A 24045-nucleotide genomic window follows, 5' to 3' on the forward strand; every position below is an offset into this window, starting at 1 on the left:
TTTGAACGCAAAAAAAGACCTTCTTCAAAATTTTTTGAAGAAAGTCTTAAATTTCTACATCAGACCTGAGTAGTTACGTATAGACAGGGTGCTCCAAACGTTCTAGACCTCTGTCATATCTATTTTGTTTTTGAGTGATAAAGTTACCCTTTCCATGTATATTTCTGATTACCCCATCTTCTTGTAATAGAGCTAGAGCTTGTCTCAATGTCATTCTACTAACTCCCATTATCTTAGCAAGATCTGGTTCAGTGGGTAGTCTATTATCCTCATCAAACTCTCCATCATTTATTAATTTAAATAGTTTATTGTATACAGCTACACATTTAGGAAGTTTTTTACTCCCCTTAATAGCCTCTCTTATCTCTTCTAACGTCAATTATTACACCTTCCCAATAAAATTATAAGCTAATATCAAGAACCACTGGACAATGGTCAGATCCTAATATTGTAGTATGTATATCAGCTCCATTCATATTTTCTTTTATTCTGTCAGATACTAAGAAGTAATCTATTCTCCAACCAGCATTTTTAGCTCTAGCACTGAATCTATATGACCACCACGAATATATCTCAGCTCTATCAGGATAGAAATATCTAAAACTATCTACAAATCCACTATTTAGTAGAGTAGTCATCTTTTCTCTCTCCTCATCTGAGAATCCAGCATTTTTTCTATTTGTTTTTGGATTTTTAAGGTCGATCTCGTTGTGTGCAACATTTAGATCTCCACAGACAATTACAGGCTTTTTCTTGTCTAATTCTAGAAGGTAGTTTTTGAAGTCATCTTCCCACTTCATTCTGTATTCAAGTCTTGCTAATTTCTCTTGAGAGTTAGGAGTATAAACTGTGATCATATAGAATTTGTCAAACTCTAAAGTTATCACTCTCCCCTCTTTGTCATGCTCCTCAATCCCCAATCCATATTGAACTGAAAGAGGTTTCTCCTTTGTGAATATAGCTGTTCCAGAGTACCCCTTCTTTTCAGCATAGTTCCAATATTGGTGGTAACCCTCTAATTCTAAATCTATCTGTCCCTCTTGTAGTTTAGTCTCTTGTAAACAAAATATATCAGCTTTCTGCTCATTAAAATAATCTAAAAAACCTTTTCCAACACAGGCTCTTAATCCATTTACATTCCAAGATATTAATTTCATAAGCTCTCCTTTTTTATAAATTATAGTTATATATACTATAATTATATCATATTTATAATTTAATGCAATTATTTTAGACAAAAAAAAGGACAACTAAACAGTTGTCCTCTAAAAAAATATCAAAATTACTTAACAGCTATAACTTCGATCTCAACTTTTACATCTTTTGGAAGTCTTGCTACTTCTACACAAGCTCTTGCAGGTTTAACATCTCCAAGGTACTCGTTGTATACTTCGTTTATAGCAGCGAAATCGTTCATATCTTTAATGAATACTCCAGCTTTAACTACATCTTTCATTGAGTATCCTGCTGCTTCAACGATAGCTTTTACGTTTTCTAAAGATTGTCTAGTTTGCTCTTTAACATCTTCTGAAACTAGAGTCATTGTTTCTGGAACAAATGGGATTTGTCCTGATACAAATAACATTCCGTTAGCTTCGATAGCTTGTGAGTATGGTCCTAAAGCTGCTGGTGCTTTTTCTGTGTGAATTACTTTATTCATTTTTTCCTCCTAAAATATATTTATTGTGAAACATAGTTCTATGAACTAGATCTCCACCATTTTTTATTTTTAAAATCTCCGCCAAGATTTCAATAGCAATCTCCTCTGGTGTTCCATTTGATAGTTTTAAACCAATAGGAGCGAATATATTATCTCTTATTTCTCCGATTTTTTCAAGCTTTTCTTTTAAAGTTGTGACTTTTCTTCTACTTCCAATGATACCTATATACTTTGCTCCTCTGTTTTTGACAAGGTTAAACACCTCTTCATCTAGTAGATGACCCCTTGTAACTATTACAATATATGTATTACCATCTATTTTTTCCTTTGTCAATAGCTCTTGAAAACTTCCTAGAGTAAGTTCTGGAATATCTTTTTTCAATTCCTCTCTATCATCTATTATTTTTAGATCAAATTCCAAATGTTGAGCTATTTTAAAGAGTTTTTGTCCTACATGTCCAGCACCACAGATCAATAGTTTTGGAAAGGGAGAAAAGATCTTAATATACCCCTTCATCATTCCACCACAGTTCATCTTCAACTCATTTGTAGTGGTTAGATTATATTCAAAACTCTCGCTATTACCTGTTTTTAAAAGCTCTCTAGCTCTATCTATTACAACACTCTCTATCTTTCCACCACCAATAGTTCCAACTATTTCATCTTCAAAGACACCCATAATTGTACCACTCTTTCTCGGGGTAGAGCCTGTTGCCTCTGTAATAGTAACTAGGGCAGTTCTCTTGCCTTGAGATAGGTTTTCCTCTATTTTTTTCAATATAGTTAACTCCATACTCTCTCCTTATAATCCCTTTTTTATCTTTAAATAAAGTATAGCTTCCAATACAGCACCACCAATAGCTCTAGCTTTATCAGAGATTGTAAAACAATTTTTCTGCTCCTCAAGTCTTGGATCAATATCAGCAATTTTAAATTTTTCAGATACTTTATAACCATCTCTAATCAATCCACGTAGTACACCATCAATAGTAGCTTTTATATTATTTCCATCAATAGTAGCTATAGTATCCCCTTTTTTTACTATGTCACCAATTGAACAGATATTTTTTATAATACCAGAGCAGGGACTATATATTACCCTCTCTCTTCCTATTCCAGCTATGATACCAGGAACTCCTGTATTTTCCATAGCTTTTCCCTCAAATATCAACCTTCCCAGATCGTGTCCTCTCATACTCTCTACAACTACATCTACATCTAAACCAGCAGTGAATCCAGGTCCTAATCCAATTGTAATAGGAGCCATCTCCCTATTAGTACCACAATTTTTTTTAGCCAAGATAGCATCAACTACAACTAATGGTTTAATTTTTTTGATTATATCTCCATTTGGATCTACTAGAATGGGGATTTCATTATTGAGCCAACATCTTTCTATCTCCTCTATAGATGAACAGAGTTTAGCAGTGACCTCTTCAATCACCATCTTTTCTCTATATATAGCTTCACAAAAAGCCACCTCTCTTCTGATAGCTGAAGGTTTTTCTATCTCTAAAATTAGAACTTTAAACCCAGCTCTAAAAAGCTTGTGAATTGTACCAGTGGCGATATCTCCTCCACCTCTAACCACTACAATATCATTAGTAAATCCCAATTAGATCACCTCTATCATATATTCATATATATTAGCATAATCTAGTTTACGAGATATGTCAACTTTTTAATAGAAATATTATGATAAATATGGTATATTAAAGGCATAGAGAGTGAGTTGAGGAAGATGAGAGATAGATTGGGTAGAGATATCGAATATTTAAGAGTGTCAATTACAGATAGATGTAATTTGAGATGTAAATACTGTATGGGAGATAAAGATATAGTTTTTTTACCTAAAGATGAGATTTTGAGTGTAGAAGAGATAAAAAGAGTTGTAGAGATCTTTTCTGAATTGGGTGTAAAAAAAGTTCGTATCACAGGGGGAGAACCTCTTGTAAGAAAGAATTTTAGAGAGATAATTCAAGGGATAAATAGTATAGATACAATAGATGAGATCAGTTTGACTACTAATGGAATAAGCTTGGAAGAGGAGTTAGAATTCTTAAGATCCAAAAAGATATATAGTTTGAACATAAGCCTTGATACGTTAAAAGGGGAGCTATATAGGGAGATAACAGGGGGAGAGTTATCAAAAGTTCTAAATTCTATAAAAAAAGCATTGGAGTTAAACTTCAAAAGGATTAAACTGAATGTAGTCTTAATAAGAGGAAAAAATGATAGTGAGATTATGGATTTTGTAAGGCTTACAGAGAGATATCCCATAGATGTAAGATTTATTGAACTGATGCCAATTGGAATGGGAAAAGAGTATCGTCCTATTTCAAATGATGAAGTAAAGAAAATTATAGAGAAAGAGAGAAAATTGATCTACTTTGATGAGAGGATAGGTTCAGGACCAGCTATCTATTACAAGACAGAGTTCGGGCAAGGTTGTATTGGTTTTATTACCCCGATATCTCACGGATTTTGTGAGCAGTGTAATAGAGTGAGGGTGACAGCAGAGGGATTTTTAAAACTCTGTCTACATCTTAATAGTGGGATAAATTTAAAAGAACTTTTGAGATCAGGATATGATAATGAGTTTATAAAAACTAAGATAGTAGAGGCCATAAATAACAAGCCAGAAAAACATAGTATGAGAGAGAAAGTTGAAAATAAGAGAGCTGATAAGAGATATATGAATGAGATTGGAGGATAAGAGAGTGGCAAAGATAGTAGCAGTTTGTACAAGTGAGAAGAAGGGAACTCAGAAAAAGAGTGTTAACGAGGGAGTTTTAATAGAGAATTTTGGTCTAGAGGGAGATGCTCATGCTGGGAATTGGCATAGACAGGTTAGTTTGATCTCAAAACAGAAGATAGATGAGTTTAAATCTAGAGGTGGATCTGTTGTAGATGGAGATTTTGGAGAGAATATCATTGTAGATGGAATAGATTGTGCAAAATTGCCTGTTGGGACTAAGTTGAAAATAGGAGAAGAGATAGTTTTAGAGGTGACACAAATAGGGAAGGAGTGTCATTCACACTGTGCAATATACCATAGTGTAGGAGATTGTATTATGCCTAGAGAGGGTATATTTACAGTGGTTTTAAAAGGTGGAAAAGTTAGAGTGGGAGATAGTATTGAGATAATTTAATATTATCTCTTTTCAATTTTTATAATTTATGCTATAATTTTCAAAGTGATTAAAAAATAGAAATATTTTAAAAAATAAAGAACAAAATATTAAACGAAGAGTATGTAATTTATTCTGAATAATGGAGGTATGAGATTGAAAAAAGATATAAGTATTAAGAATGTCACTAAAAGTTATGATGGAGTTCAAGTGTTGAAAAACATCAATTTAGATATAAAAGATGGAGAAATTTTTTCTATTTTGGGACCTTCGGGGTGTGGTAAAACCACCTTACTTAGAATGATTGCAGGATTTACAGAATTAGATGGTGGAGCTATATATCTAGGTGATGAGGATATTACAAAACTTCCTCCCAACAAGAGAAATGTAAATACAATATTCCAAAAATACGCTTTATTCCCTCATTTGACTGTATATGAGAATGTGGCTTTTCCTTTGAGATTAAAAAAGGTTGATGAAAAGACAATAGATAGTGAGGTAAAGAAGTTTGTAAAGATGGTAGGACTATCTGAACATATAAACAAAAAACCAAATCAGCTATCTGGAGGACAGCAACAGAGAGTTTCAATAGCTAGAGCTTTAATCAATAAGCCGGGACTTTTACTTCTTGATGAGCCATTGTCAGCATTAGATGCCAAGTTAAGACAAAATCTATTGATAGAGTTAGACTTGATACATGAAGAGGTAGGAATAACATTTATATTTATAACTCACGATCAGCAAGAGGCACTTTCAATATCAGATAGAATAGCTGTTATGAACAAGGGAGAGGTTTTACAAGTTGGAACACCTGCTGAAGTTTATGAATCACCAGCAGACTCTTTTGTAGCAGATTTTATAGGTGAAAATAACTTCTTTGATGGAAAGGTAACTGAGATAATAGATGATGAGTTTGCAAAGCTATACAATGAGCAATTGGGTGAACTTGTATTTGAGATGGACAAACCTGTAAAAGTAGGAGATAGAGTAAAAGTTTCAATCAGACCAGAGAAGATAAAACTTTCTAAGACTATGCCTAAAGGAATCAATGAAAAAGAGAAGATAAATGTTTTAAAGGTATATGTAAATGAGTTAATCTACTCAGGATTCCAAAGTAAGTACTTCGTATTTTTAAATAATAATAAGGATATGACTTTTAAAGTATTTAAGCAACATGCTGTTTACTTTGATGATAATGATGAGGGAGCTATCTGGTGGGACGAAGATGCTTACATAGCTTGGGACGCAGATGATGGTTTCTTAGTAGAGGTGATATCTAGTGAAGAAAAATAGGATAGGTGCTTGTTATACACTTCCAATAACATTGTGGTTAATAGTATTTTTTGCAATACCTATGGGGATTGTATTGGGATACTCTTTCCTAAAGAGAGGAACTTATGGTGGAGTGGAGATGGAGTTATCCTTTGAAGCTTTTAAAATATTCACAGATAAGATCTTTTTGACAATACTTTTAAAAACTGTATATATTTCTATTATGGTAACAATGTTTACAGTTGTGTTATCTCTTCCAACAGCTTACTATATAGCTAGATCAAAGTATAAGAAGGAGTTACTATTTTTAGTAATAATTCCATTTTGGACAAACTTCTTAATAAGAATCTATGCTTGGATAGCTGTTTTAGGAAATAATGGATTTTTAAATAACTTCTTGTTAAAAATAGGTATATTAGATACTCCTATACAGTTTTTATACAATACAGGGGCAGTAATACTAATAACAGTCTATACAAGTTTACCTTTTGCAATCTTACCTCTTTATGCTGTAATAGAGAAGTTTGACTTTTCATTAATAGAGGCAGCAAGAGATTTAGGAGCGACAAATAGAGAGGCTTTCTTCAAGGTGTTTATACCAAATATCAAACCGGGGATTGTAACAGCAGTACTATTTACATTTATACCTGCATTAGGATCTTATGCTGTACCAAAGTTAGTAGGTGGAACACAGGCAACAATGCTTGGAAACATAATAGCACAACATCTTACTGTTACGAGAAACTGGCCACTTGCCTCTACAATATCAGCTGCTTTGATAATAGTTACTTCAATAGCAATTATGATATTTATGAAATTGAGCAATAAAGAGACAAAGACAGAGGTGGTGGCAGAAGATGAATAAGAGAAGAACGTCATTATTCTTTTTCATACTATCAATGTTATTTTTCTATATACCGTTAATAATATTGATAATTTACTCATTTAATGATGGAAAATCTATGGTATGGAAAGGATTTTCAATGAGATGGTACAAGGAACTTTTCATGTATTCAGACAATATATGGAAAGCTTTTAGATACAGTGTAGGAATAGCAATAGTTTCAGGGATTATTTCAACTACAATAGGAACACTTGGAGCTATAGGATTACAGTGGTATGATTTTAAGGGAAAAAAATATTTACAAACATTGACATACATACCTTTAGTTATACCAGAGATAATATTGGGAGTTTCACTTCTAATACTGTTTGCAACAATAAAGTTTGAACTAGGATTGACTACAATATTTATAGCTCATACTACTTTCAATATACCGTTTGTATTATTTATAATATTATCAAGATTGGAAGAGTTCGATTACTCTATAGTAGAAGCAGCTTATGATCTAGGAGCTACAGAGTGGCAAGCTCTTACAAAAGTAATAGTGCCAGCAATACTTCCAGGAATAATATCTGGTTTTCTAATAGCTGTAACACTTTCATTTGATGATTTTGTAACAACTTTCTTTGTTGCTGGACCGGGGTCGTCAACACTTCCACTGAGAATATACTCTATGATTAGATTAGGTGTTTCTCCAGTAATAAATGCACTGTCAGTTCTACTGATAGGTATATCTATAATTTTAACTCTATCTACTAAGAGCTTACAAAAATATTTAATAAAATAATTTCTTGGAAAATAGGAAAAATTATAGTATAATCATACTAAAGAATAACTTTGGAGGATTGAACAATGAAGAGACTATTAAAATATTTAATGACATTAGTACTTGTTTTCTCAGCTTTTTCTTGTACTAGTTTAAGAGAGCTAGCTAGAAGAGAGGAGGCTGCTAAGTACAATGATATCAGAGCAACATTTGTTACAACTCAAGGAGAAATTAGTTTCTATCTTTATCCAGAAGCTGCACCTATAACAGTAGCCAACTTTATCAATTTGGCTCAAAGAGGATTCTACAATAATACAAAGATACACCGTGCTGTAGAGAACTTTATGGTACAAGGTGGAGATCCAACAGGAACAGGGACAGGAGGACCAGGATATTTTATACCTGATGAGAATGTTGAGTGGCTAGATTTCTTTCAACAAGGTATGTTAGCTATGGCTAATGCTGGACCAGAAACAGGGGGATCACAATTTTTTATCACTTTATATCCAGCTGAATGGCTAAATGGAAAACACACTATATTTGGTGAGTATGTAAGTGATAGTGACTTTGAAAAAATAAAAAAATTAGAAGTTGGAGATATAATAAAAGAGATCAAATTCAGTGGAGATATAGACTTTTTCCTATCACTTCATAAAGATCAAATAGATCAATGGAACAAGGTCTTAGATACAACTTATCCAGGACTTAAAGAGTATACTGTTAAACCAATAGAGGATTATCAAGGAGAGGCTCTTGCATATAAAGAGGAGCTTACAAGAATCTATACTAGAAATGAGAAGACAGAAGAGGAGAAGGAGTGGCCAATTCCTAGATTTATAAGAGCCGTTGAGAAGAAAATTAAAGGTGAAGAGGAAGTAGCAACTGATTCATATGATTTCTAATTGAGAATAGAGAGAACTGAGTAGAGCAGATTTACTCAGTTTTTTTATTACGAAAATAAAATTGTTACTTTTTTTTAGTTCTAAAAAATGGTATAATTAAAAAATATTTAGTAAAAAAGGAGTAAAAATGGGAATAAGATATAATAAAATAGAGGATAAACATCAGAGAGAGATAGTATTGCTAAAAAGCTTTCCTTGTAAATATGGAAAGTGTAGTTTTTGTAACTATATAGAGGATAACTCTTTAGATGAAAAAGAGATAGATAGAGTAAATTTAGAGGTGCTACAGGAGGTAACAGGAGAGTATGGAGTTTTAGAGGTAATAAACTCTGGTTCTGTTTTTGAGTTAACACAGAGAACCTTAGCTGAGATAAAAAAAGTAGTGTTGGAAAAAAATATAAAAACTCTTTATTTTGAGATCTACTATGGATATATTAAGAGATTGAAGGAGATTAGAGAGTACTTTTCAGGAATAGAGATTAGATTTAGAATGGGGCTTGAAACATTTGATAATAGATATAGAATAGAAGGGTACAATAAGAATTTCTCTTTGAATGAGGAACAACTAGAAGAGATAGGAAAAGAGGTCTACTCTGTATGCTTACTCATCTGTACAAAGGGGCAGACCAAAGAGATGATAGATAGAGATATCGAGCTTGGTTTGAGATATTTTAGAGGGATAACAATTAACATATTCATAGATAATGGTACAGTGGTAAAAAGAGATGAAGAGTTAGTGAGATGGTTTATAAAAAAATACTCATACTTGACAGATGATGATAGAGTGGAACTTTTAATTGATAATAAAGATTTAGGAGTATTTGAACAGTAGTTTGATTTTTTCAACTAAATGTGCTATGATTAAGTTAGTTGCTCTAGTAGCTCACTAGGCAGAGCACTTGCATGGTAAGCAAGAGGTAGGTGGTTCGAATCCACTCTGGAGCACCATAAAAAAATATCTAGATCGGTAACATATGTTACCGATTTTTTTTTAATTTTAATGTACTATATTAGTGAAGTAAATTTAAGGAGGTAGTTTTTATGTGTAATGGAAAGATGTTTTGTTATCAATGTCAAGAGACAGCTCAAGGCAAGGGTTGTTCAATTGTAGGTGTATGTGGGAAAAAGGCAGAAACAGCTAATTTACAAGATCTGTTAATATATATTACAAAAAGTGTAGCTATCTGTAGCTCAATTTTAAGAAGAAGAGAGAGTATTTCAAGAGAGGTAGAGAGATACCTAATCAATTCACTATTTATCACAATAACTAATGCTAACTTTGATGATGAGGCTATTATAGCTGAGATAAGAAAAGGATTGAAATTGAGAGAGGAATTGAAATCAAAATTGCTTGAGAGTGAAAATGTAGAGCTTGAAAAGTATGGAGAGATAGTTTCAGTAACTATAAATAGTGATGAGGAGATATTGGAATATTCTAAGAGAAAAGAGGTTGGAATCTTAAGAAGTGAAAACGAGGATATAAGATCGTTGAGAGAGCTATTGACATATGGATTAAAGGGTATGGGAGCTTATGCTGAACATGCTATGAATTTAGGAAAAGTAGATAGTGATATAATTGCCTTTGTGGAAAAAGGGTTGATAGCAACTTTAGATGATACAATGACAGGTGAAGAGTTAACAGCCTTAGTCTTAGAGTGTGGAAACTATGGAGTGAAGGTAATGGCTCTTTTAGATGAGGCAAATACCTCAGCTTTTGGAAATCCTGTAATTACAAAGGTAAATATAGGAGTAGGGTCAAGACCGGGAATACTTATAAGTGGACACGATTTAAATGACTTGAAACAGTTATTGGAGCAGAGTGAGAATAGTGGAGTGGATATCTATACTCATTCTGAGATGTTACCAGGACATTACTATCCAGAATTAAAAAAATATCCACACTTTTTTGGAAACTATGGAAATGCTTGGTGGAAACAGAAGGAGGAGTTTGAGAAATTTAATGGACCAATAGTGTTTACAACAAACTGTATAGTTCCACCTTCAAAGGAGTCAACTTACCAAGATAGAGTATTTACAACTAATGCAGCTGGTTATCCAGGATGGAAAAGAGTTAAGATAAACAAAGATGGAAGTAAGGATTTTTCAGAAGTAATAGAGTTGGCAAAAAAGTGTAAATCTCCTACAGAATTGGAAAAAGGAGAGATAGTTGGTGGATTTGCACACAATCAAGTACTAGCTCTAGCAGATAAAGTTATAGAGAATGTAAAATCAGGAGCAATTAAGAGATTTGTGGTAATGGCTGGTTGTGATGGAAGAATGAATAGTAGAAATTACTATACAGAATTTGCTGAAAAGTTGCCAAAAGACACAGTTATTTTAACTGCTGGTTGTGCAAAATATAAGTATAATAAATTAAATCTAGGAGAGATAAATGGTATTCCAAGAGTACTAGATGCTGGACAGTGTAATGATTCCTACTCACTAGCTGTGATTGCTCTAAAATTGAAGGAAGTTTTTGGATTAAATGACATAAACGAGTTACCAATTGTCTATAATATAGCTTGGTATGAACAAAAAGCTGTAATAGTATTACTTGCTCTACTATATTTAGGAGTGAAAAATATACACTTAGGACCAACACTACCAGCTTTTCTATCTCCAAATGTGGCTAAAGTCTTAGTTGATAATTTTGGAATTGCTGGGATAGGAAGTGTAGATGAAGATTTAGAAAAATTTAATTTGAGATAGTTATATACTTATATAGTTTGAAGTGTTTTGAAATAATCATAAAAATACCTCTTTAAATCGTTGACAATATGTGTATCATAATATATAATATGTTGTATATGTGATACTAATATTAAAATAATTTGGGAGGTATTTTTTATATGAAAAAAAGACTGATAAGTATGATTTCAGCTTTATCACTTCTTTTTACAGCTAGCTATGGAGCAGAGGTAGAGGGAGTTGGAAAAGGTTATAAAGGGGATATTAAAGTAGGAGTTACATATGAGGGTAACGAGATAAAAGAGGTAAAAGTATTAGAACATCAAGAGACTAACTTTACTAAAAGAGCTATGAAAGAGATCACTAAGAATATAGTGGCTACTCAAAATGTAGATGTAGACAACGTAGCAGGAGCAACTTATACATCTGAGGGGATAAAAGAGGCTGTTAAATCTGCAATGGCAACAGCTGGAATAGTATTAAATAGCAAATCAGCAGTAAAAGAGGAGAAGGTGGCTTTAACTGATACTACAACTGATGTGGTAGTAGTAGGTGGAGGAGGTGCTGGACTTACAGCAGCTATCTCAGCTAAAGAAAAGGGAGTAAATGTAATACTGGTTGAAAAAATGGCAATGTTAGGTGGAAACACTAACTATGCAACAGCTGGAATAAATGCAGCTAACTCAAAATTACAGCAAAAATTAGGAATTGAAGATAGTTCAGAACTATTTTACCAAGATACATTAAAAGGTGGAAAGAATAAAAATAATCCTGAACTTTTAAAAACTATGACAGATAGATCTGGAGATATTATCACTTGGTTAGTAGATAGAGGAGCTGATCTAACAGAGGTAACTTATACAGGTGGTCAAAGTGTAAAAAGAATCCATAGACCAACAGGGGGAAAAGCTGTAGGACCTATGATTGTAGAGACATTAGGAAATGTAGCTGAAAAAGAGGGAATAGATATTAGACTTGAGAGTTCAGTAAAAGAGATATTAAAAGATGGAGATAAAGTAGTAGGTGTAAAAGTAGAACATAAGGGAGAGGTTTACACTATACATGCTAAAGCTGTAGTAATGGCAACAGGTGGATTTGGAGCTAACTCAAAAATGGTAGCTAAATATAAACCAGAGTTAAAGGATTTTGGATCAACAAATAGCCCAGCTATAACAGGAGAGGGAATAGCTATGGTTGAATCTGTGGGAGGAACATTAGTAGATATGACAGAGATACAAACTCACCCAACAGTTGTTCATCACAATACAGCTATGATAACAGAGGCTGTTAGAGGAGAGGGAGCTATCCTTGTAAATAGAAAAGGAGAGAGATTTATCAATGAGCTAGAGACAAGAGACGTGGTTTCTAAAGCGGAGTTAGCTCAAGATGGTAAGAGTGCTTTCTTAGTATTTGATGAATCTATAAGAGAGAAACTAGGGGCTATAAACAACTACATTAAAAAAGGTTATGCTATATCTGGTAACTCATTAGATGAATTAGCTGAAAAAATAGGAGTGGATAAGAAAAATCTTAATGCTACTATGAATAAGTACAATGAGTACGTAAAAGCTGGAAAAGATACAGAGTTCAATAAGAATATTCTACCAAGAGAGTTAGGAAAAGCTCCTTTCTATGCAATTGAGGTTTCACCTGCTGTACACCATACAATGGGAGGAGTTTCTATCAATAGTTCTGCTGAAGTGTTGACAGCTGATGGAAAGGTAATAAAAGGACTTTATGCAGCTGGAGAGATAACTGGTGGAGTACATGGAGCTAACAGAATAGGTGGAAACGCTATGACAGATATAACTGTATTTGGAAATATAGCTGGAAATAATGCAGCTGAATACTCTAAGAATAACTAATATAAATTAAATAGAAAATTGTTAGAAAAGGAGAAGATTTTACTTTGAGTAAGATTTTCTCCTTTTTATAGCTTTATGAGGTAAAATATGCTAGAATTACCTTATATTAGAGAGTGAAAGGGAGTTTGAATGAGAGTATTGATAACAGGGGCAACAGGTGGAATTGGAGAGGCTTTAATTCAGGTATTTGCCTCAGAGGGTTATGAGATTATAGCAGTAGGAAGGAATAGAGAGAAGTTAGAAGAGTTGGAGAAAAGATTTCCCAAAAGGGTAGTGGGATATTCAGTAGATCTAGAGAGTAGTGATGAGATAGATAGATTTTTTGAGAGTGTGGATAATTTGGATATCAATATACTTATCAATGGGTCAGGAGTTGGAGAGATAGGATATTTTGAAGATATTTCATATTCAGATTTAAAGAGTATGCTTGATACAAATGTGTTGGCTCTGACTAAGTTTACAAAGTATTTTTATGATAAGATGGTAAAAAAAGGAGAGGGACATATTATAAATATATCTTCAACTGCTGGATTTCAGCAAGGTGGTGCTCTTATGAGTGCCTATTATGCAACCAAAGCTTATGTGAATTCACTAACTTTATCTATCTATGAGGAGGGAAGAGAAAAGGGGGTAAAAGTGACTCTCTTAGCTCCAGGACCTACTAAAACAAATTTTAAAGGAATGGATAAGAAGTTGACCAGCTTTGAAAAACTCTATGTAACTACAGCTGAAGAGGTAGCAAAAGAGTTGTGGAGTGGGTTAAAAAGAGAGAAGTTGATAGTTATTCCTGGAAGAATAAATAGGATTTTATATTTTATAGATAAGTTTATCCCATTGAAATTAAAACTAAAATTAGTGAAGAGGGTACAGATGAAAAAAATAGAAAAAATATTTTCGTTTTAGTAAAAAAGTGATATAATAATTTTATTAAAAAGTGGAGGGGATTATGAAAAAAATTTATCTCATGTTGATCTTGATAGTGACATTGTGTAGTTGTTCTTACTTTCAGGTAAAAGATGCAATAAAAGAGGCAGATAGAGGAAATTATGTGGCATCTCTAAATAGTTTATTAAGTGTTTTGAGAGAGGACAGCGAGGATAGACGTGCTTTAGATGCTTTTGAATTGATCTATCCAAGTGCTGAAAAGAAGTATTATGATGAGCTGGATCTCTCAAGAGGAATTGATATAGTGAGATATACCAAGGCTCTATTAAATCTTTTGAGAGTGCAAGAGGCATACTATAATTTACCTGAAATTAGTAAAAAATCTGTGGCAGTTGTGAAACCTCCAATACAGGAGAGAAACTCTATAAAAAAGGAGTTAGCTCAAAATTTTTATGATTTAGGTATGAGAATGAAACCTGTGACATATGAGGAGAAATTGAGAACATATGGATATTTTTCACAGGCTAAAAAATATGACTTGAATGGAAGAAAAGATATTAAGAGTAAGTATAACTCTAGTAGAGAGAGTGCCTTAGGAAGATTCTATCTGAATTTTACAGGGGAGAGAAGATACTTTGTGGACAGTTCAAAGGAGAGAGTACAAAAGAATTTGGAGAGTTATCCACTATTTTCTTTAGGTAATAGTAAAAATTATAATTTGAGATATGATGTAAATATCTCTAATGTAAATTATCTACCACCCAAAACTATGAGTTATAGTGGAGTAGATAGTTATATTGAGAAAGTTATAAAAAAAGTGATGGAAAAAGTAGTTGAAACAAAGGTAGTAGATGGAAAAACAGTGCAGATTGAAAAGTGGGTTCCTGTGGAGAAAGTAGTAGAGGTAGAGGTATTTTATAGATATGTTGAGTATATTAAAGAGACATCTATGAGTTATGACCTTTCATATGCACTTAAAGAGAAGAATGGAACAGTGATAAAAGAGAATAAGAAAAAAATAGCATTTAAAGATAGAGTAAATTGGGTTGAGTACTATCCGTTAAATCCAATACTTGGGTTTAGACCAATTAATTTCCCAGTTAGTGAGTATGAAAAATATGTGTTGAGTAGGGAAGCTATGGAGGAGAAGGTATTACAACTTGGAAATGATGAGCTAGATGGAGTGTTAAAAGAGTTAGATTCAAATAGAATAATTGATTGGTAGGTGAAGATTATGATAGCTAAAGATCTAGGTGATAGAGAGATTGTAGATAAGGTTTTTTCAGTTGCAAAGAAAGCTAAAGAGGCTATGTTGGAGTATGGAGATAGTGTTATAGATGCAACAATAGGATCTCTATATGATGAGGAGGGAAAACTCGTTGTCTTGAATACAGCAATGGAGGTATATAGGGAGTTACCCCCTGAGGATATAACAGGATATGCTTCAAATTTTACTGGAACTCCAGAGTATAAGGAGAGTGTAAAAATCTCACTTTTTGGTAGAGATTATGAGAGTTTTTTATCAGAGCATCACTGTGAAGTGATTGCTACACCTGGTGGAAGTGGAGCTATCAGTACAAGTATTAGAAATTATCTAGGATATGGGGATACTATTTTATTGCCTAAATGGTTGTGGAGTCCGTACATTCTTATGGCTAAAGATAGAAAAGGAAGCTGTGAGTTTTATGAGATGTTCGATAATAAAAATGAGTTTGATATAGCTGATCTTAAAGAGAGAGTGGAAAGATTATCAAAAATACAGGAGAATGTGGTTTTGATAATCAATGATCCCTGCCAAAATCCAACTGGTTACCGTTTGACAATTGAAGAGTGGCAAAGAGTGAGAGAGATATTGGTAGATTGCTCTAAAAGAGCCAATGTGATTGTTATTGTGGATATTGCTTATATTGATTTTGATGACAGAGAGTTTGAGGAGAAAAGAGAGTTTTTAGAGATATTCAAAAATCTACCAGAGAGAGTTTTGACAATTTTTACATTTAGTCTTTCAAAATCATTAACTTGTTATGGTTTGAGAGTTGGGGCTCAAATTGCTTTAACTACATCAGAAACAGTAATTAAAGAGTTTGTTTCAGCTAACTCCTACACTTGCCGTGCCACTTGGTCAAATATATCAAGAGGTGGAATGGCAATGTTTAGTAAGCTTATCTCTGACAAAGAAAAAACTGAAAAATTGAGAGTTGAAAGAGAGCATTATAGGGAGCTTATAGCTCAAAGAGCAGAGATCTTTACAAGAGAGGCTAGAGAGTGCGGATTAGATATCTTACCATATGTAAGTGGATTCTTTTTAACTATTCCAACAGGAGAGTATACAGCTAAAATGGAGGAGTTATTAGAGAAAAATCACATCTATACAGTGGTATTGGATGAGGGGATAAGAATAGCTCTTTGTAGTGTTCCTAAGAGAAAGATAGAGGGATTGGCTTTTAAAATAAAAGAGCTTTTAGAGTGTGCAAAACAGAAATAGGGTAATAAAAAAGCTGTAGATTATCTCTACAGCTTAAATTATTTACTTATAACTCTTATTTGCTAAAGTATTTACCTTCGATATCCTCATAGTTATCAACTGAGTGCTCAGTACCTTGTACTTTTTTCATATCATATTTGATCTGCTCAGCTATGATAGATACATACTTAGCTAGAACTTCCTGCTTTTCTAATAATAATTTCTTCTGATCCTCATCAGTACCAGTTTTAAATTCTTCACTATTGATGAAGTTATTAAGTCTTTCTAATCTAGCTACTTCTGCTTCATACTCCTCTTTGATGTATTTTAGATTTTTTTCGATTCCCATAATAATCCTCCTTATAATAAAAAATCTTTTCCTTTAAAGTAAATTATTATACTATACCTCTATTATACACCCTTTTAGAAATTTTACAAGTAAATTATTAATTAATCAGCAAGTAATGCTCCTAATCTCTTTCCACCTAAGATGTGAAAATGTAGGTGGAATACCTCTTGTCCACCAAATTCATTACAATTTGTAATCACTCTATAACCATCTTCTGCAATTCCAAGATCTTTAGTTATTTTAGCAATGGCAAGATACATCTCTCCAATTATCTCTCTATCCTCTTCAGTAATGTGATTGATAGTAGGGATCTCTTTTTTAGGCACTACTAAAATATGTACAGGAGCAGCAGGGTTAATATCTTTAAAAGCGATAACTTTATCATTTTCAAAGACAATAGAAGCTGGGATCTCTCTATTTATTATTTTTGTAAAAATAGTTGCCATACAATCATCTCCATTAAATTTCTTCAATAGCGTTTATTCTGTTAAGATGTCTTCCACCGTCAAATTGAGTATTTAAGAAGATATCTACCATTTCAAGAGCAAGAACATCTCCTACTATTCTTCCACCCATAGCTAAAACATTAGCATCATTGTGCTCTCTTGTCAATCTAGCCATAGTTGTGTTTGTGCAAAGAGCTGCTCTTACACCTGGTACTTTGTTAGCAGAGATAGAGATTCCTATTCCTGTTCCACATACAACGATACCATAGTCAGCATCTTTATTTACAACAGCATGTCCAACAGCATGTCCAAACTTAGGATAATCAACAGAAGCAGTTGAGTTAGTTCCTAAATCTAATACTTCATACCCCTTTTCTAAAAGATGAGTTTTAATCTTCTCCTTTAATTCAAATCCACCGTGATCAGCACCTAAAGCTATTTTCATTTTTCCTCCTTAAAATTCTAAATATTTTTATTCAAACTTAATAAAAGGACTGACAAAAGCCAGTCCCATAATTAATTACTCACAATCATCTTCAAATCCGTGGAAATGAACATGTCCATGCTCTAATTCTTCAGCAGTAGCTTCTCTTACATCAGCTACTTGAACTTCAAATCTAAGATCTTTTCCAGCAAATGGGTGGTTTCCGTCAGCTACAACTACATCATCTTCGATAGATGTAATAACATATTGTTGTTCAGTTCCGTCATCCATATCAGCTATGAATTCCATTCCTTCATAAATATCATCAAACTCTACGAAATCCTCTTTGCTCATCTCTTCGATAAGCTCCTCATCATACTCTCCGTATCCTTCTTCTGGAGATATCATTATAGTTGTAGAGAATCCTTTCTCTTTTCCTTCAAGAATCTCTTCTACTTTTGGAACGAATTGTCCCTCACCATGAATATAGAAAAAAGGTCCTACATCATTTGTATCTTCTAAAAGCTCGTTATTAGCGTTGTCATAAACTTTAAACTCAAGAGTTACAACCTTATCTTTTGAAATTTTCATACCTTTCACCTCTTAATAATATAATAGTTCTACTAAAAGAATAACATAAATTTTAGAGTATGTCTATCTATTTATCAAAAACCCATATTATATTTAACTTTTTCTACATTTTTTTTATCAGTTAGAAGCTCAAGGAGTAAAAAAGCAGTTTCAATAGCGTTTTTAGGTGCCGAACAGGTGATGATATTATGATCTCGTACTAAAGGCTCTCTAACAGGGATAGCACCATAGTTTTTTAATTGGTTAAAGTATCTATCATTGTCATATAGATAAGTAGTAGCCTTTTTATCTCTGAGGATTCCAGCCTCTCCCAAAGGAATAACTCCAGTACATATTCCTACAATCAACTTATTATTTTCAAAAAAATGTTGTATAATATTCTTAAAGGAGCTTTTTTTCATATCTTCAAAATATCCCTTGAATCCAAAACCACCAGGGATCACAAGTGCATCATACTCATTTAGAGAGAGAGTTTCAAATTCTAAATTTATTTCAGGAATAATCTTTAAATTCCAAGTATTTGAGATTACATTGTGGAAGCCAGCTGTTTTTAAAAGAGTGTTCTTTTTTCCTACAATGTTGTTCCAGCCAAAAATATCAACAAAGGGAGATATCTCAAGTATTTCAGTCCCTTGTGAAATAAGTAGTAAAATTTTCTGCATAAATTTTCTCCTAAAAAAATAAAAATCATTGACTAATTTGTTAAAAAGCTTTACAATACATCAGTACAATAGAATTATACAATATAAGAATAAAAAAAAACAATAACCAAAGGAGGTAAGATGTCAAAGCTAGACCAAAATAAAACTCCATTATTTTCTGTATTGAAAGATGTATATGCTGGAAGAGATATGCTTCCATTCCATGTACCTGGACATAAGAGAGGAAAAGGAGTAGACAAAGAATTTTATGATTTTATGGGGAATGGACCTTTCTCCATAGATGTAACTATTTTTAAGATGGTAGATGGATTACACCAACCAAAAAGTTGTATAAAGGAAGCTCAAGAATTAGCAGCTGATGCTTACGGAGTAAAGAAAAGTTTCTTTGCTGTAAATGGAACATCTGGAGCTATCCAAGCAATGATTATGTCTGTTATTAAAGCAGGAGAGAAGATATTAGTTCCAAGAAACGTACATAAATCAGTATCTGCTGGAATAATATTAAGTGGTTCTGAACCAATTTATATGAATCCAGAAGTAGATGAGGAGTTAGGAATAGCCCACGGCGTTAGACCTCAAACTGTTGAGAATATGTTAAAGCAACACCCAGATATTAAGGCTGTTCTTATTATCAACCCTACTTATTATGGAGTGGCTACCGATATTAAAAAGATAGCTGAGATAGTTCACAGTTATGATATTCCATTAATAGTAGATGAGGCTCACGGACCACACCTACACTTCCATGATGAGTTACCAGTATCAGCTGTAGATTGTGGAGCAGATATCTGTACACAGAGTACACATAAGATAATAGGAGCAATGACTCAAATGTCACTTCTTCATGTAAACTCAGATAGAGTAGATGTAAATAGAGTTAAACAGATCTTAAGTTTACTTCATACTACATCACCTTCATATCCATTAATGGCTTCACTAGATTGTGCTAGAAGACAGATAGCGACTGAAGGTAAGGAGCTTTTAGACAAGGCTTTAAAATTAGCTAGACGTTTTAGAGCAGAGGTTAATAGAATTCCTGGAATGTCTTGTTTTGGAGAGGAGATAGTAGGAAGAGAGGGAGTATTTGCTTTTGATCCTACAAAGATAACAATAACTGCAAAAGAGTTAGGACTTACAGGTTCTGAATTAGAGAGTATCTTAACTGACGAGTATAACATACAGATGGAACTTTCAGATTTCTATAATGTATTAGGACTTGTTACAATTGGAGATACAGATGAGAGTATAGATAAGTTGATCAATGCTCTAAAGAGTATCAGTGAAAAATACTATGGAAAAGGAAATAAATTAAAGAGAGAATTCTTAAAAATGCCACCTATTCCAGAGCAAGTATTGATTCCAAGGGAAGCTTTCTACAGTGATAAGAATAAAGTTTTATTTGCTGAAAGTGAGGGAAAAATCTGTGGTGAGATGATAATGGCTTATCCACCAGGAATCCCTGTAATAACTCCAGGAGAGAGAATCTCTGCTGAGATTATAGATTATATCAACGACCTAAAAGATGCTCAGTTACATGTACAAGGAATGGAGGATCCAGAACTAGTATATATCAATGTAATTGAAGAGGAAGATGCTGTATATCTATACACTGAAAAAATGAAGAGCAAAATGTTTGGAGTTCCAATGAACTTAGGAGCTAATAAAGCTGGAATTGAGTTTGGACTAGACGTTCTTTGTGAAAACTATCCAGATACATTTGATGAGATGGAAGTTATCGAGATTGAAAAACAAAAAGAGAATTTCAACGAATGGAATTTAAAATATAAAAATACAATATTAGACACTTGTGAGAAATTAGCTTCTTCTGTAAATGAAGCTGTAAGAGATGGATATAGACCAATTATAATTGGAGGAGACCACTCAATAGCTCTAGGAAGTATATCAGGAGTATCATTGGAAAAAGAGATTGGAGTAGTGTGGATAGATGCTCACGGAGATATGAATACAGATGAGTCTACAATATCTGGAAATATCCACGGAATGCCACTAGCTCTATTACAAGGTGCTGGAGATAGAGATTTAGTAAACTGTTTCTATGAGGGTGCTAAGATAGATAGTAAAAATGTAGTAATACTAGGTGCTAGAGACTTAGACTTCAAAGAGAGAGAGGTTATTGATCAACTTGGAGTAAAAGTAATATACCATGATGAAGTATTACAAAAAGGATTGGATAGAGTGTTAGAAGAGATACAGGACTACTTAAAAGTAGACAATATCCATATCAGTTTTGACGTGGATTCTGTAAATCCAGAGTTTGCACCAGGAGTAAGTACTCCAGTAAGAAATGGATTTACTACTGATGAAGTATTCCAAACTTTCAAATTCCTATTTAAAAACTACTTTGTAACATCTGTTGATATTGTAGAATTTAACCCAGTAAATGATAAAAATAATAAAACACTAGATTTCGTAAATGAATTAACTGAGTATGTAGTTAATCCAGATTAATAGTATTTTAAAGGGGAAAGTAAAAAAATATTTTACTTATCCCCTTTTTTTTTCGCCTAAATAGAAGTATAATATAGTAAAGATATAGTACTTCTAAAGGTGGGGTGAGATATATGAAAAAAATGATTATACTGTTGATGCTTGTGTTCTCTGCACTGCTGTTGGCAGAGGAGAGATATATCTATGAAACAGTTCCAGTTACTCAAAAATTGGATAGTATAAGAGTTGTTAGAGTCTTAAATGGTGAGGATACAGGTCTGTATGGAATTATAGATCTAGATAATAACTTTTTGACAAAAACTAATAATATCTTAATCTCGCTTCAAGAAAATTACATATATTTAGTGGATATAGACTACAAAGAGGGTTTGATGACACTAGATGGAAAATGGATAGCTGAAATAGGTAAGTACAAGTACAAAGATAAACACTCAAGTATGTATATGAAGAGTGTAGGAAAGAGTACAAGAGAGTTTTTTATAGTATATTCAAAGGATAACGGTAGTTATAAGTATGGATATATAGATTACAATGGAGAGCTAGTAATCCCTATGGAGTATGATGAGGCACAGAACTTCAATGAAGGTTTGGCTGGAGTTAAGTCCAATGGAAAATGGGGATTTATAGATGAAAATGGAAATGTGAGAATAGGTTTTAATTTTGACAGTGTAAGTGATTTCAAAGATGGAATGGCACTGGTGAAATTAGGTGATGAATCATATTATATTGATAAACAGGGAAATAGAAAGATATTTAAATCTTTATATAAAAATGTGAAAGGAAAGATTGAAAATATAGGATTTCATATTGGGGAAGCTTTTGAGAAGAAATTAAGAATAAAAGAGAAGACACGTTAGGAGAAAATAATGGATTTACTAGAGATAATTACTTCTGTCGAAGGCGAGAACGGAAAACACATTTTAAAGATTATTTTAAATGATTCAGTTATGTTTATTTTAAGACTTATACTGTTTCTAATTGTGATATATATAGGAAAAAAAATAATAGAATTTTTATTAAATAAGTTAGATGCAGTCCCCCAAACTAAATTAAATACAGGAGCAAGAGATTTTACAAAATCATTTGTAAAACTCAGTCTATATGTCGTTTTATTTTTATTGGGATTGTTAATTTTTGGATTTAATGAGCACTCTATATTTACAATGATCAGTGCTATAGGATTGGGAATAGGAATATCTCTAAAAGATTTTCTATCTAACTTGGCTGGTGGAGTGATAATACTGTTCACAAAACCATTCAATGTTGGAGAGTATATTGAGGTGAGTGGTGCCTTTGGAAAGGTGTGTAAGATTGAGGTATTCTCTACACATATAGATACTTTAGATAGTAAGAGAGTTATTATTCCAAATAACTTAATGGTGAATAGCTTGGTAGTTAATTATGATACAAATGAGTATAGAAAGATAAAGTTAGATATATCAGTTTCATATGAGTGTGACCATTTAAAAGCTATTGAGTTATTGGAGAATATTAGTAAAACATTTCCTGGATTGGAACATGATAGAAAGACCTTTATCAATTTTATGGAGTATGGGGCATCTTCAGTGAACATACTATTTATAGCTTGGTCAAAAAGGGACAATTACTATAGGACGAGAAGTCTTTTGATAGCACATATAATAAAAGTATTCAATGAGGCTAATATTGAGATACCATATGATAAATTAGATGTAAATATAAAGGAGGAGCCGGAGAAAGAGGAGAAAAATTAGGAGGAAAAAGTGCAAAATAAAATATTAAAATATTTAAAAGAGTATTCGATTATAACAGTTGGATGTATATTCTATGCTGTTTCAATAAATTATTTTTTCATATCTAACCATTTAGCAGAGGGTGGAGTAGCAGGGATCTGTCTTATTTTATACTATTTATTTAAGATACCTGTAGGGATTATGTATTTTGTAATAAATATACCACTACTTATAATGGCTTGGAAGATGGTTGGAAAGGATTTTCTGTTTAAAACTCTCTATGGAACTACTTGTTTATCAGTTTTATTGTCACTTACAGAGAATATCAAAGGACCGACTAATGATATTATGCTAGGATCAATTTATGGAGGTCTATTTGTGGGTATTGGATTAGGATTGATATTTATGGTAAATGGATCTACTGGTGGAACAGATGTAGTTGCTCGTATACTAAATAGATATTTTGATATTCCATTGGGAAAGACAATGCTCTTTCTTGATGTGGTAATTTTAGGGATAGCAGCTATATTTTTTGGAAAAGAGATAGTTATGTACACTTTAATAGCTATGTTAATTGTATCAAAGGCTATTGATTATTTTCAAGATGGGTATACTAAATCAAAGGGAATTACAATAATATCTGAAAAATCTGATGAGATAAGAAGTAAAATTATGAAGGAAACAGAGAGAGGAACTACTGTTATAAATGGTATAGGTGGTTATACTCAAAATAATATAAAAATTATCTATTGTGTAGCTAGTAAATTTGAGCTAAATAGAATAAAGATGATTGTTAAGGAGATTGATTCTTATGCTTTCATAACTGTATCAGATGTTTCTGAAGTATGGGGAGAGGGATTTAAATCTCTGCGGTCAAATAAAAAACATTAAACTAAAAAAAGAGAGCGAGTAGAG

At 32.8% G+C, this 24045-nt stretch carries 26 protein-coding genes and 1 tRNA gene; 17 read left to right on the forward strand and 10 right to left on the reverse strand.

Annotated elements, in window-relative coordinates:
- Positions 1 to 73: 73 nt before the first annotated feature.
- The 5 genes from ABNK64_RS04775 to yqeB all read right to left on the reverse strand — a co-directional run bounded on the left by ABNK64_RS04775 (position 74) and on the right by yqeB (position 3275).
- Entirely contained in the window at positions 74 to 379 is a 306-nt protein-coding gene (locus tag ABNK64_RS04775; RefSeq protein ID WP_349763660.1) for a GntR family transcriptional regulator, read from the reverse strand.
- 22 nt (positions 380 to 401) lie between these two features.
- A complete protein-coding gene (locus tag ABNK64_RS04780; RefSeq protein ID WP_291255141.1) occupies positions 402 to 1157 on the reverse strand; it encodes an exodeoxyribonuclease III in 756 nt (251 codons plus the stop codon).
- 125 nt (positions 1158 to 1282) lie between these two features.
- The gene (locus ABNK64_RS04785; RefSeq protein ID WP_291255140.1) at positions 1283 to 1660 is read right to left on the reverse strand and encodes a RidA family protein; all 378 of its coding nucleotides are present in this window, start codon (positions 1658 to 1660) and stop codon (positions 1283 to 1285) included.
- Positions 1653 to 2453 (reverse strand): XdhC family protein, encoded by an 801-nt coding sequence (locus ABNK64_RS04790; RefSeq protein WP_349763661.1) that lies wholly within the window; start codon positions 2451 to 2453, stop codon positions 1653 to 1655. Before ABNK64_RS04790 ends, ABNK64_RS04785 begins: the two co-directional genes overlap by 8 nt.
- Before the next feature lie 9 nt (positions 2454 to 2462).
- Complete coding sequence (gene yqeB, locus ABNK64_RS04795; RefSeq protein ID WP_349763662.1) at positions 2463 to 3275, reverse strand: selenium-dependent molybdenum cofactor biosynthesis protein YqeB; 813 nt, start codon at positions 3273 to 3275, stop codon at positions 2463 to 2465.
- A gap of 126 nt (positions 3276 to 3401) precedes the next feature.
- On the opposite strand from yqeB, the gene moaA reads away from it, so the two are divergent.
- The 13 genes from moaA (at position 3402) to ABNK64_RS04860 (ending at position 16498) form a co-directional block, all read left to right on the forward strand.
- Positions 3402 to 4376, forward strand: coding sequence for a GTP 3',8-cyclase MoaA (moaA, locus tag ABNK64_RS04800; RefSeq protein ID WP_349763663.1), 975 nt, complete (start codon positions 3402 to 3404; stop codon positions 4374 to 4376).
- A 4-nt stretch (positions 4377 to 4380) separates the two neighbouring features.
- Complete coding sequence (locus tag ABNK64_RS04805) at positions 4381 to 4812, forward strand: MOSC domain-containing protein (protein WP_291255136.1); 432 nt, start codon at positions 4381 to 4383, stop codon at positions 4810 to 4812.
- Positions 4813 to 4941: 129 nt separating this feature from the next.
- Positions 4942 to 6084, forward strand: a complete 1143-nt coding sequence (locus ABNK64_RS04810) for an ABC transporter ATP-binding protein (RefSeq protein WP_291255135.1) — start codon at positions 4942 to 4944, stop codon at positions 6082 to 6084.
- Positions 6085 to 6145: 61 nt separating this feature from the next.
- A complete protein-coding gene (locus tag ABNK64_RS04815) occupies positions 6146 to 6928 on the forward strand; it encodes an ABC transporter permease (RefSeq protein ID WP_502878727.1) in 783 nt (260 codons plus the stop codon).
- Positions 6921 to 7694 carry an ABC transporter permease gene (locus ABNK64_RS04820; protein ID WP_291255133.1) on the forward strand — a complete coding sequence of 258 codons (774 nt, stop codon included), beginning with the start codon at positions 6921 to 6923 and terminating at the stop codon, positions 7692 to 7694. Before ABNK64_RS04815 ends, ABNK64_RS04820 begins: the two co-directional genes overlap by 8 nt.
- 65 nt (positions 7695 to 7759) lie before the next feature.
- Entirely contained in the window at positions 7760 to 8575 is an 816-nt protein-coding gene (locus ABNK64_RS04825; protein ID WP_291255132.1) for a peptidylprolyl isomerase, read from the forward strand.
- A 127-nt stretch (positions 8576 to 8702) separates the two neighbouring features.
- Positions 8703 to 9407 carry a radical SAM protein gene (locus ABNK64_RS04830; RefSeq protein ID WP_291255131.1) on the forward strand — a complete coding sequence of 235 codons (705 nt, stop codon included), beginning with the start codon at positions 8703 to 8705 and terminating at the stop codon, positions 9405 to 9407.
- A gap of 40 nt (positions 9408 to 9447) precedes the next feature.
- Positions 9448 to 9523: transfer RNA gene (locus tag ABNK64_RS04835), tRNA-Thr, on the forward strand.
- 93 nt (positions 9524 to 9616) lie between these two features.
- A complete protein-coding gene (gene hcp / locus ABNK64_RS04840) occupies positions 9617 to 11284 on the forward strand; it encodes a hydroxylamine reductase (RefSeq protein WP_349763666.1) in 1668 nt (555 codons plus the stop codon).
- 140 nt (positions 11285 to 11424) lie between these two features.
- Positions 11425 to 13128: a flavocytochrome c gene (locus tag ABNK64_RS04845; RefSeq protein ID WP_349763667.1), complete on the forward strand. Its 1704-nt coding sequence runs from the start codon at positions 11425 to 11427 to the stop codon at positions 13126 to 13128.
- A 129-nt stretch (positions 13129 to 13257) separates the two neighbouring features.
- Positions 13258 to 14031 (forward strand): SDR family NAD(P)-dependent oxidoreductase, encoded by a 774-nt coding sequence (locus ABNK64_RS04850; RefSeq protein WP_349763668.1) that lies wholly within the window; start codon positions 13258 to 13260, stop codon positions 14029 to 14031.
- Between the two features lie 43 nt (positions 14032 to 14074).
- Positions 14075 to 15238, forward strand: a complete 1164-nt coding sequence (locus ABNK64_RS04855) for a hypothetical protein (protein ID WP_349763669.1) — start codon at positions 14075 to 14077, stop codon at positions 15236 to 15238.
- Between the two features lie 9 nt (positions 15239 to 15247).
- On the forward strand, positions 15248 to 16498 hold the full coding sequence (locus tag ABNK64_RS04860; protein WP_349763671.1) for a pyridoxal phosphate-dependent aminotransferase: 1251 nt from the start codon (positions 15248 to 15250) through the stop codon (positions 16496 to 16498).
- Between the two features lie 55 nt (positions 16499 to 16553).
- Here ABNK64_RS04860 and ABNK64_RS04865 read toward each other — a convergent pair whose 3' ends face one another.
- The 5 genes from ABNK64_RS04865 to ABNK64_RS04885 form a co-directional block, all read right to left on the reverse strand.
- Complete coding sequence (locus ABNK64_RS04865; protein WP_291255125.1) at positions 16554 to 16826, reverse strand: hypothetical protein; 273 nt, start codon at positions 16824 to 16826, stop codon at positions 16554 to 16556.
- A gap of 101 nt (positions 16827 to 16927) precedes the next feature.
- Positions 16928 to 17272 (reverse strand): histidine triad nucleotide-binding protein, encoded by a 345-nt coding sequence (locus tag ABNK64_RS04870; protein WP_291255163.1) that lies wholly within the window; start codon positions 17270 to 17272, stop codon positions 16928 to 16930.
- A 13-nt stretch (positions 17273 to 17285) separates the two neighbouring features.
- A complete protein-coding gene (gene rpiB / locus ABNK64_RS04875; RefSeq protein ID WP_291255124.1) occupies positions 17286 to 17717 on the reverse strand; it encodes a ribose 5-phosphate isomerase B in 432 nt (143 codons plus the stop codon).
- Positions 17718 to 17792: 75 nt separating this feature from the next.
- On the reverse strand, positions 17793 to 18287 hold the full coding sequence (locus ABNK64_RS04880; RefSeq protein WP_300343198.1) for an FKBP-type peptidyl-prolyl cis-trans isomerase: 495 nt from the start codon (positions 18285 to 18287) through the stop codon (positions 17793 to 17795).
- 74 nt (positions 18288 to 18361) lie between these two features.
- Positions 18362 to 18949, reverse strand: a complete 588-nt coding sequence (locus tag ABNK64_RS04885; protein ID WP_300343200.1) for a DJ-1/PfpI family protein — start codon at positions 18947 to 18949, stop codon at positions 18362 to 18364.
- Between the two features lie 120 nt (positions 18950 to 19069).
- On the opposite strand from ABNK64_RS04885, the gene ABNK64_RS04890 reads away from it, so the two are divergent.
- The 4 genes from ABNK64_RS04890 to ABNK64_RS04905 all read left to right on the forward strand — a co-directional run bounded on the left by ABNK64_RS04890 (position 19070) and on the right by ABNK64_RS04905 (position 24021).
- Complete coding sequence (locus ABNK64_RS04890) at positions 19070 to 21418, forward strand: aminotransferase class I/II-fold pyridoxal phosphate-dependent enzyme (RefSeq protein ID WP_291255121.1); 2349 nt, start codon at positions 19070 to 19072, stop codon at positions 21416 to 21418.
- Positions 21419 to 21531: 113 nt separating this feature from the next.
- Entirely contained in the window at positions 21532 to 22275 is a 744-nt protein-coding gene (locus ABNK64_RS04895; RefSeq protein ID WP_300343202.1) for a WG repeat-containing protein, read from the forward strand.
- A 9-nt stretch (positions 22276 to 22284) separates the two neighbouring features.
- Positions 22285 to 23151: a mechanosensitive ion channel family protein gene (locus ABNK64_RS04900; RefSeq protein WP_349763672.1), complete on the forward strand. Its 867-nt coding sequence runs from the start codon at positions 22285 to 22287 to the stop codon at positions 23149 to 23151.
- Between the two features lie 9 nt (positions 23152 to 23160).
- Positions 23161 to 24021 carry a YitT family protein gene (locus ABNK64_RS04905; RefSeq protein ID WP_349763673.1) on the forward strand — a complete coding sequence of 287 codons (861 nt, stop codon included), beginning with the start codon at positions 23161 to 23163 and terminating at the stop codon, positions 24019 to 24021.
- The last annotated feature ends 24 nt before the right edge of the window (positions 24022 to 24045 follow it).

The sequence above is a fragment of the Fusobacterium sp. SYSU M8D902 genome (assembly GCF_040199715.1).
GTDB lineage: Bacteria > Fusobacteriota > Fusobacteriia > Fusobacteriales > Fusobacteriaceae > Fusobacterium_A.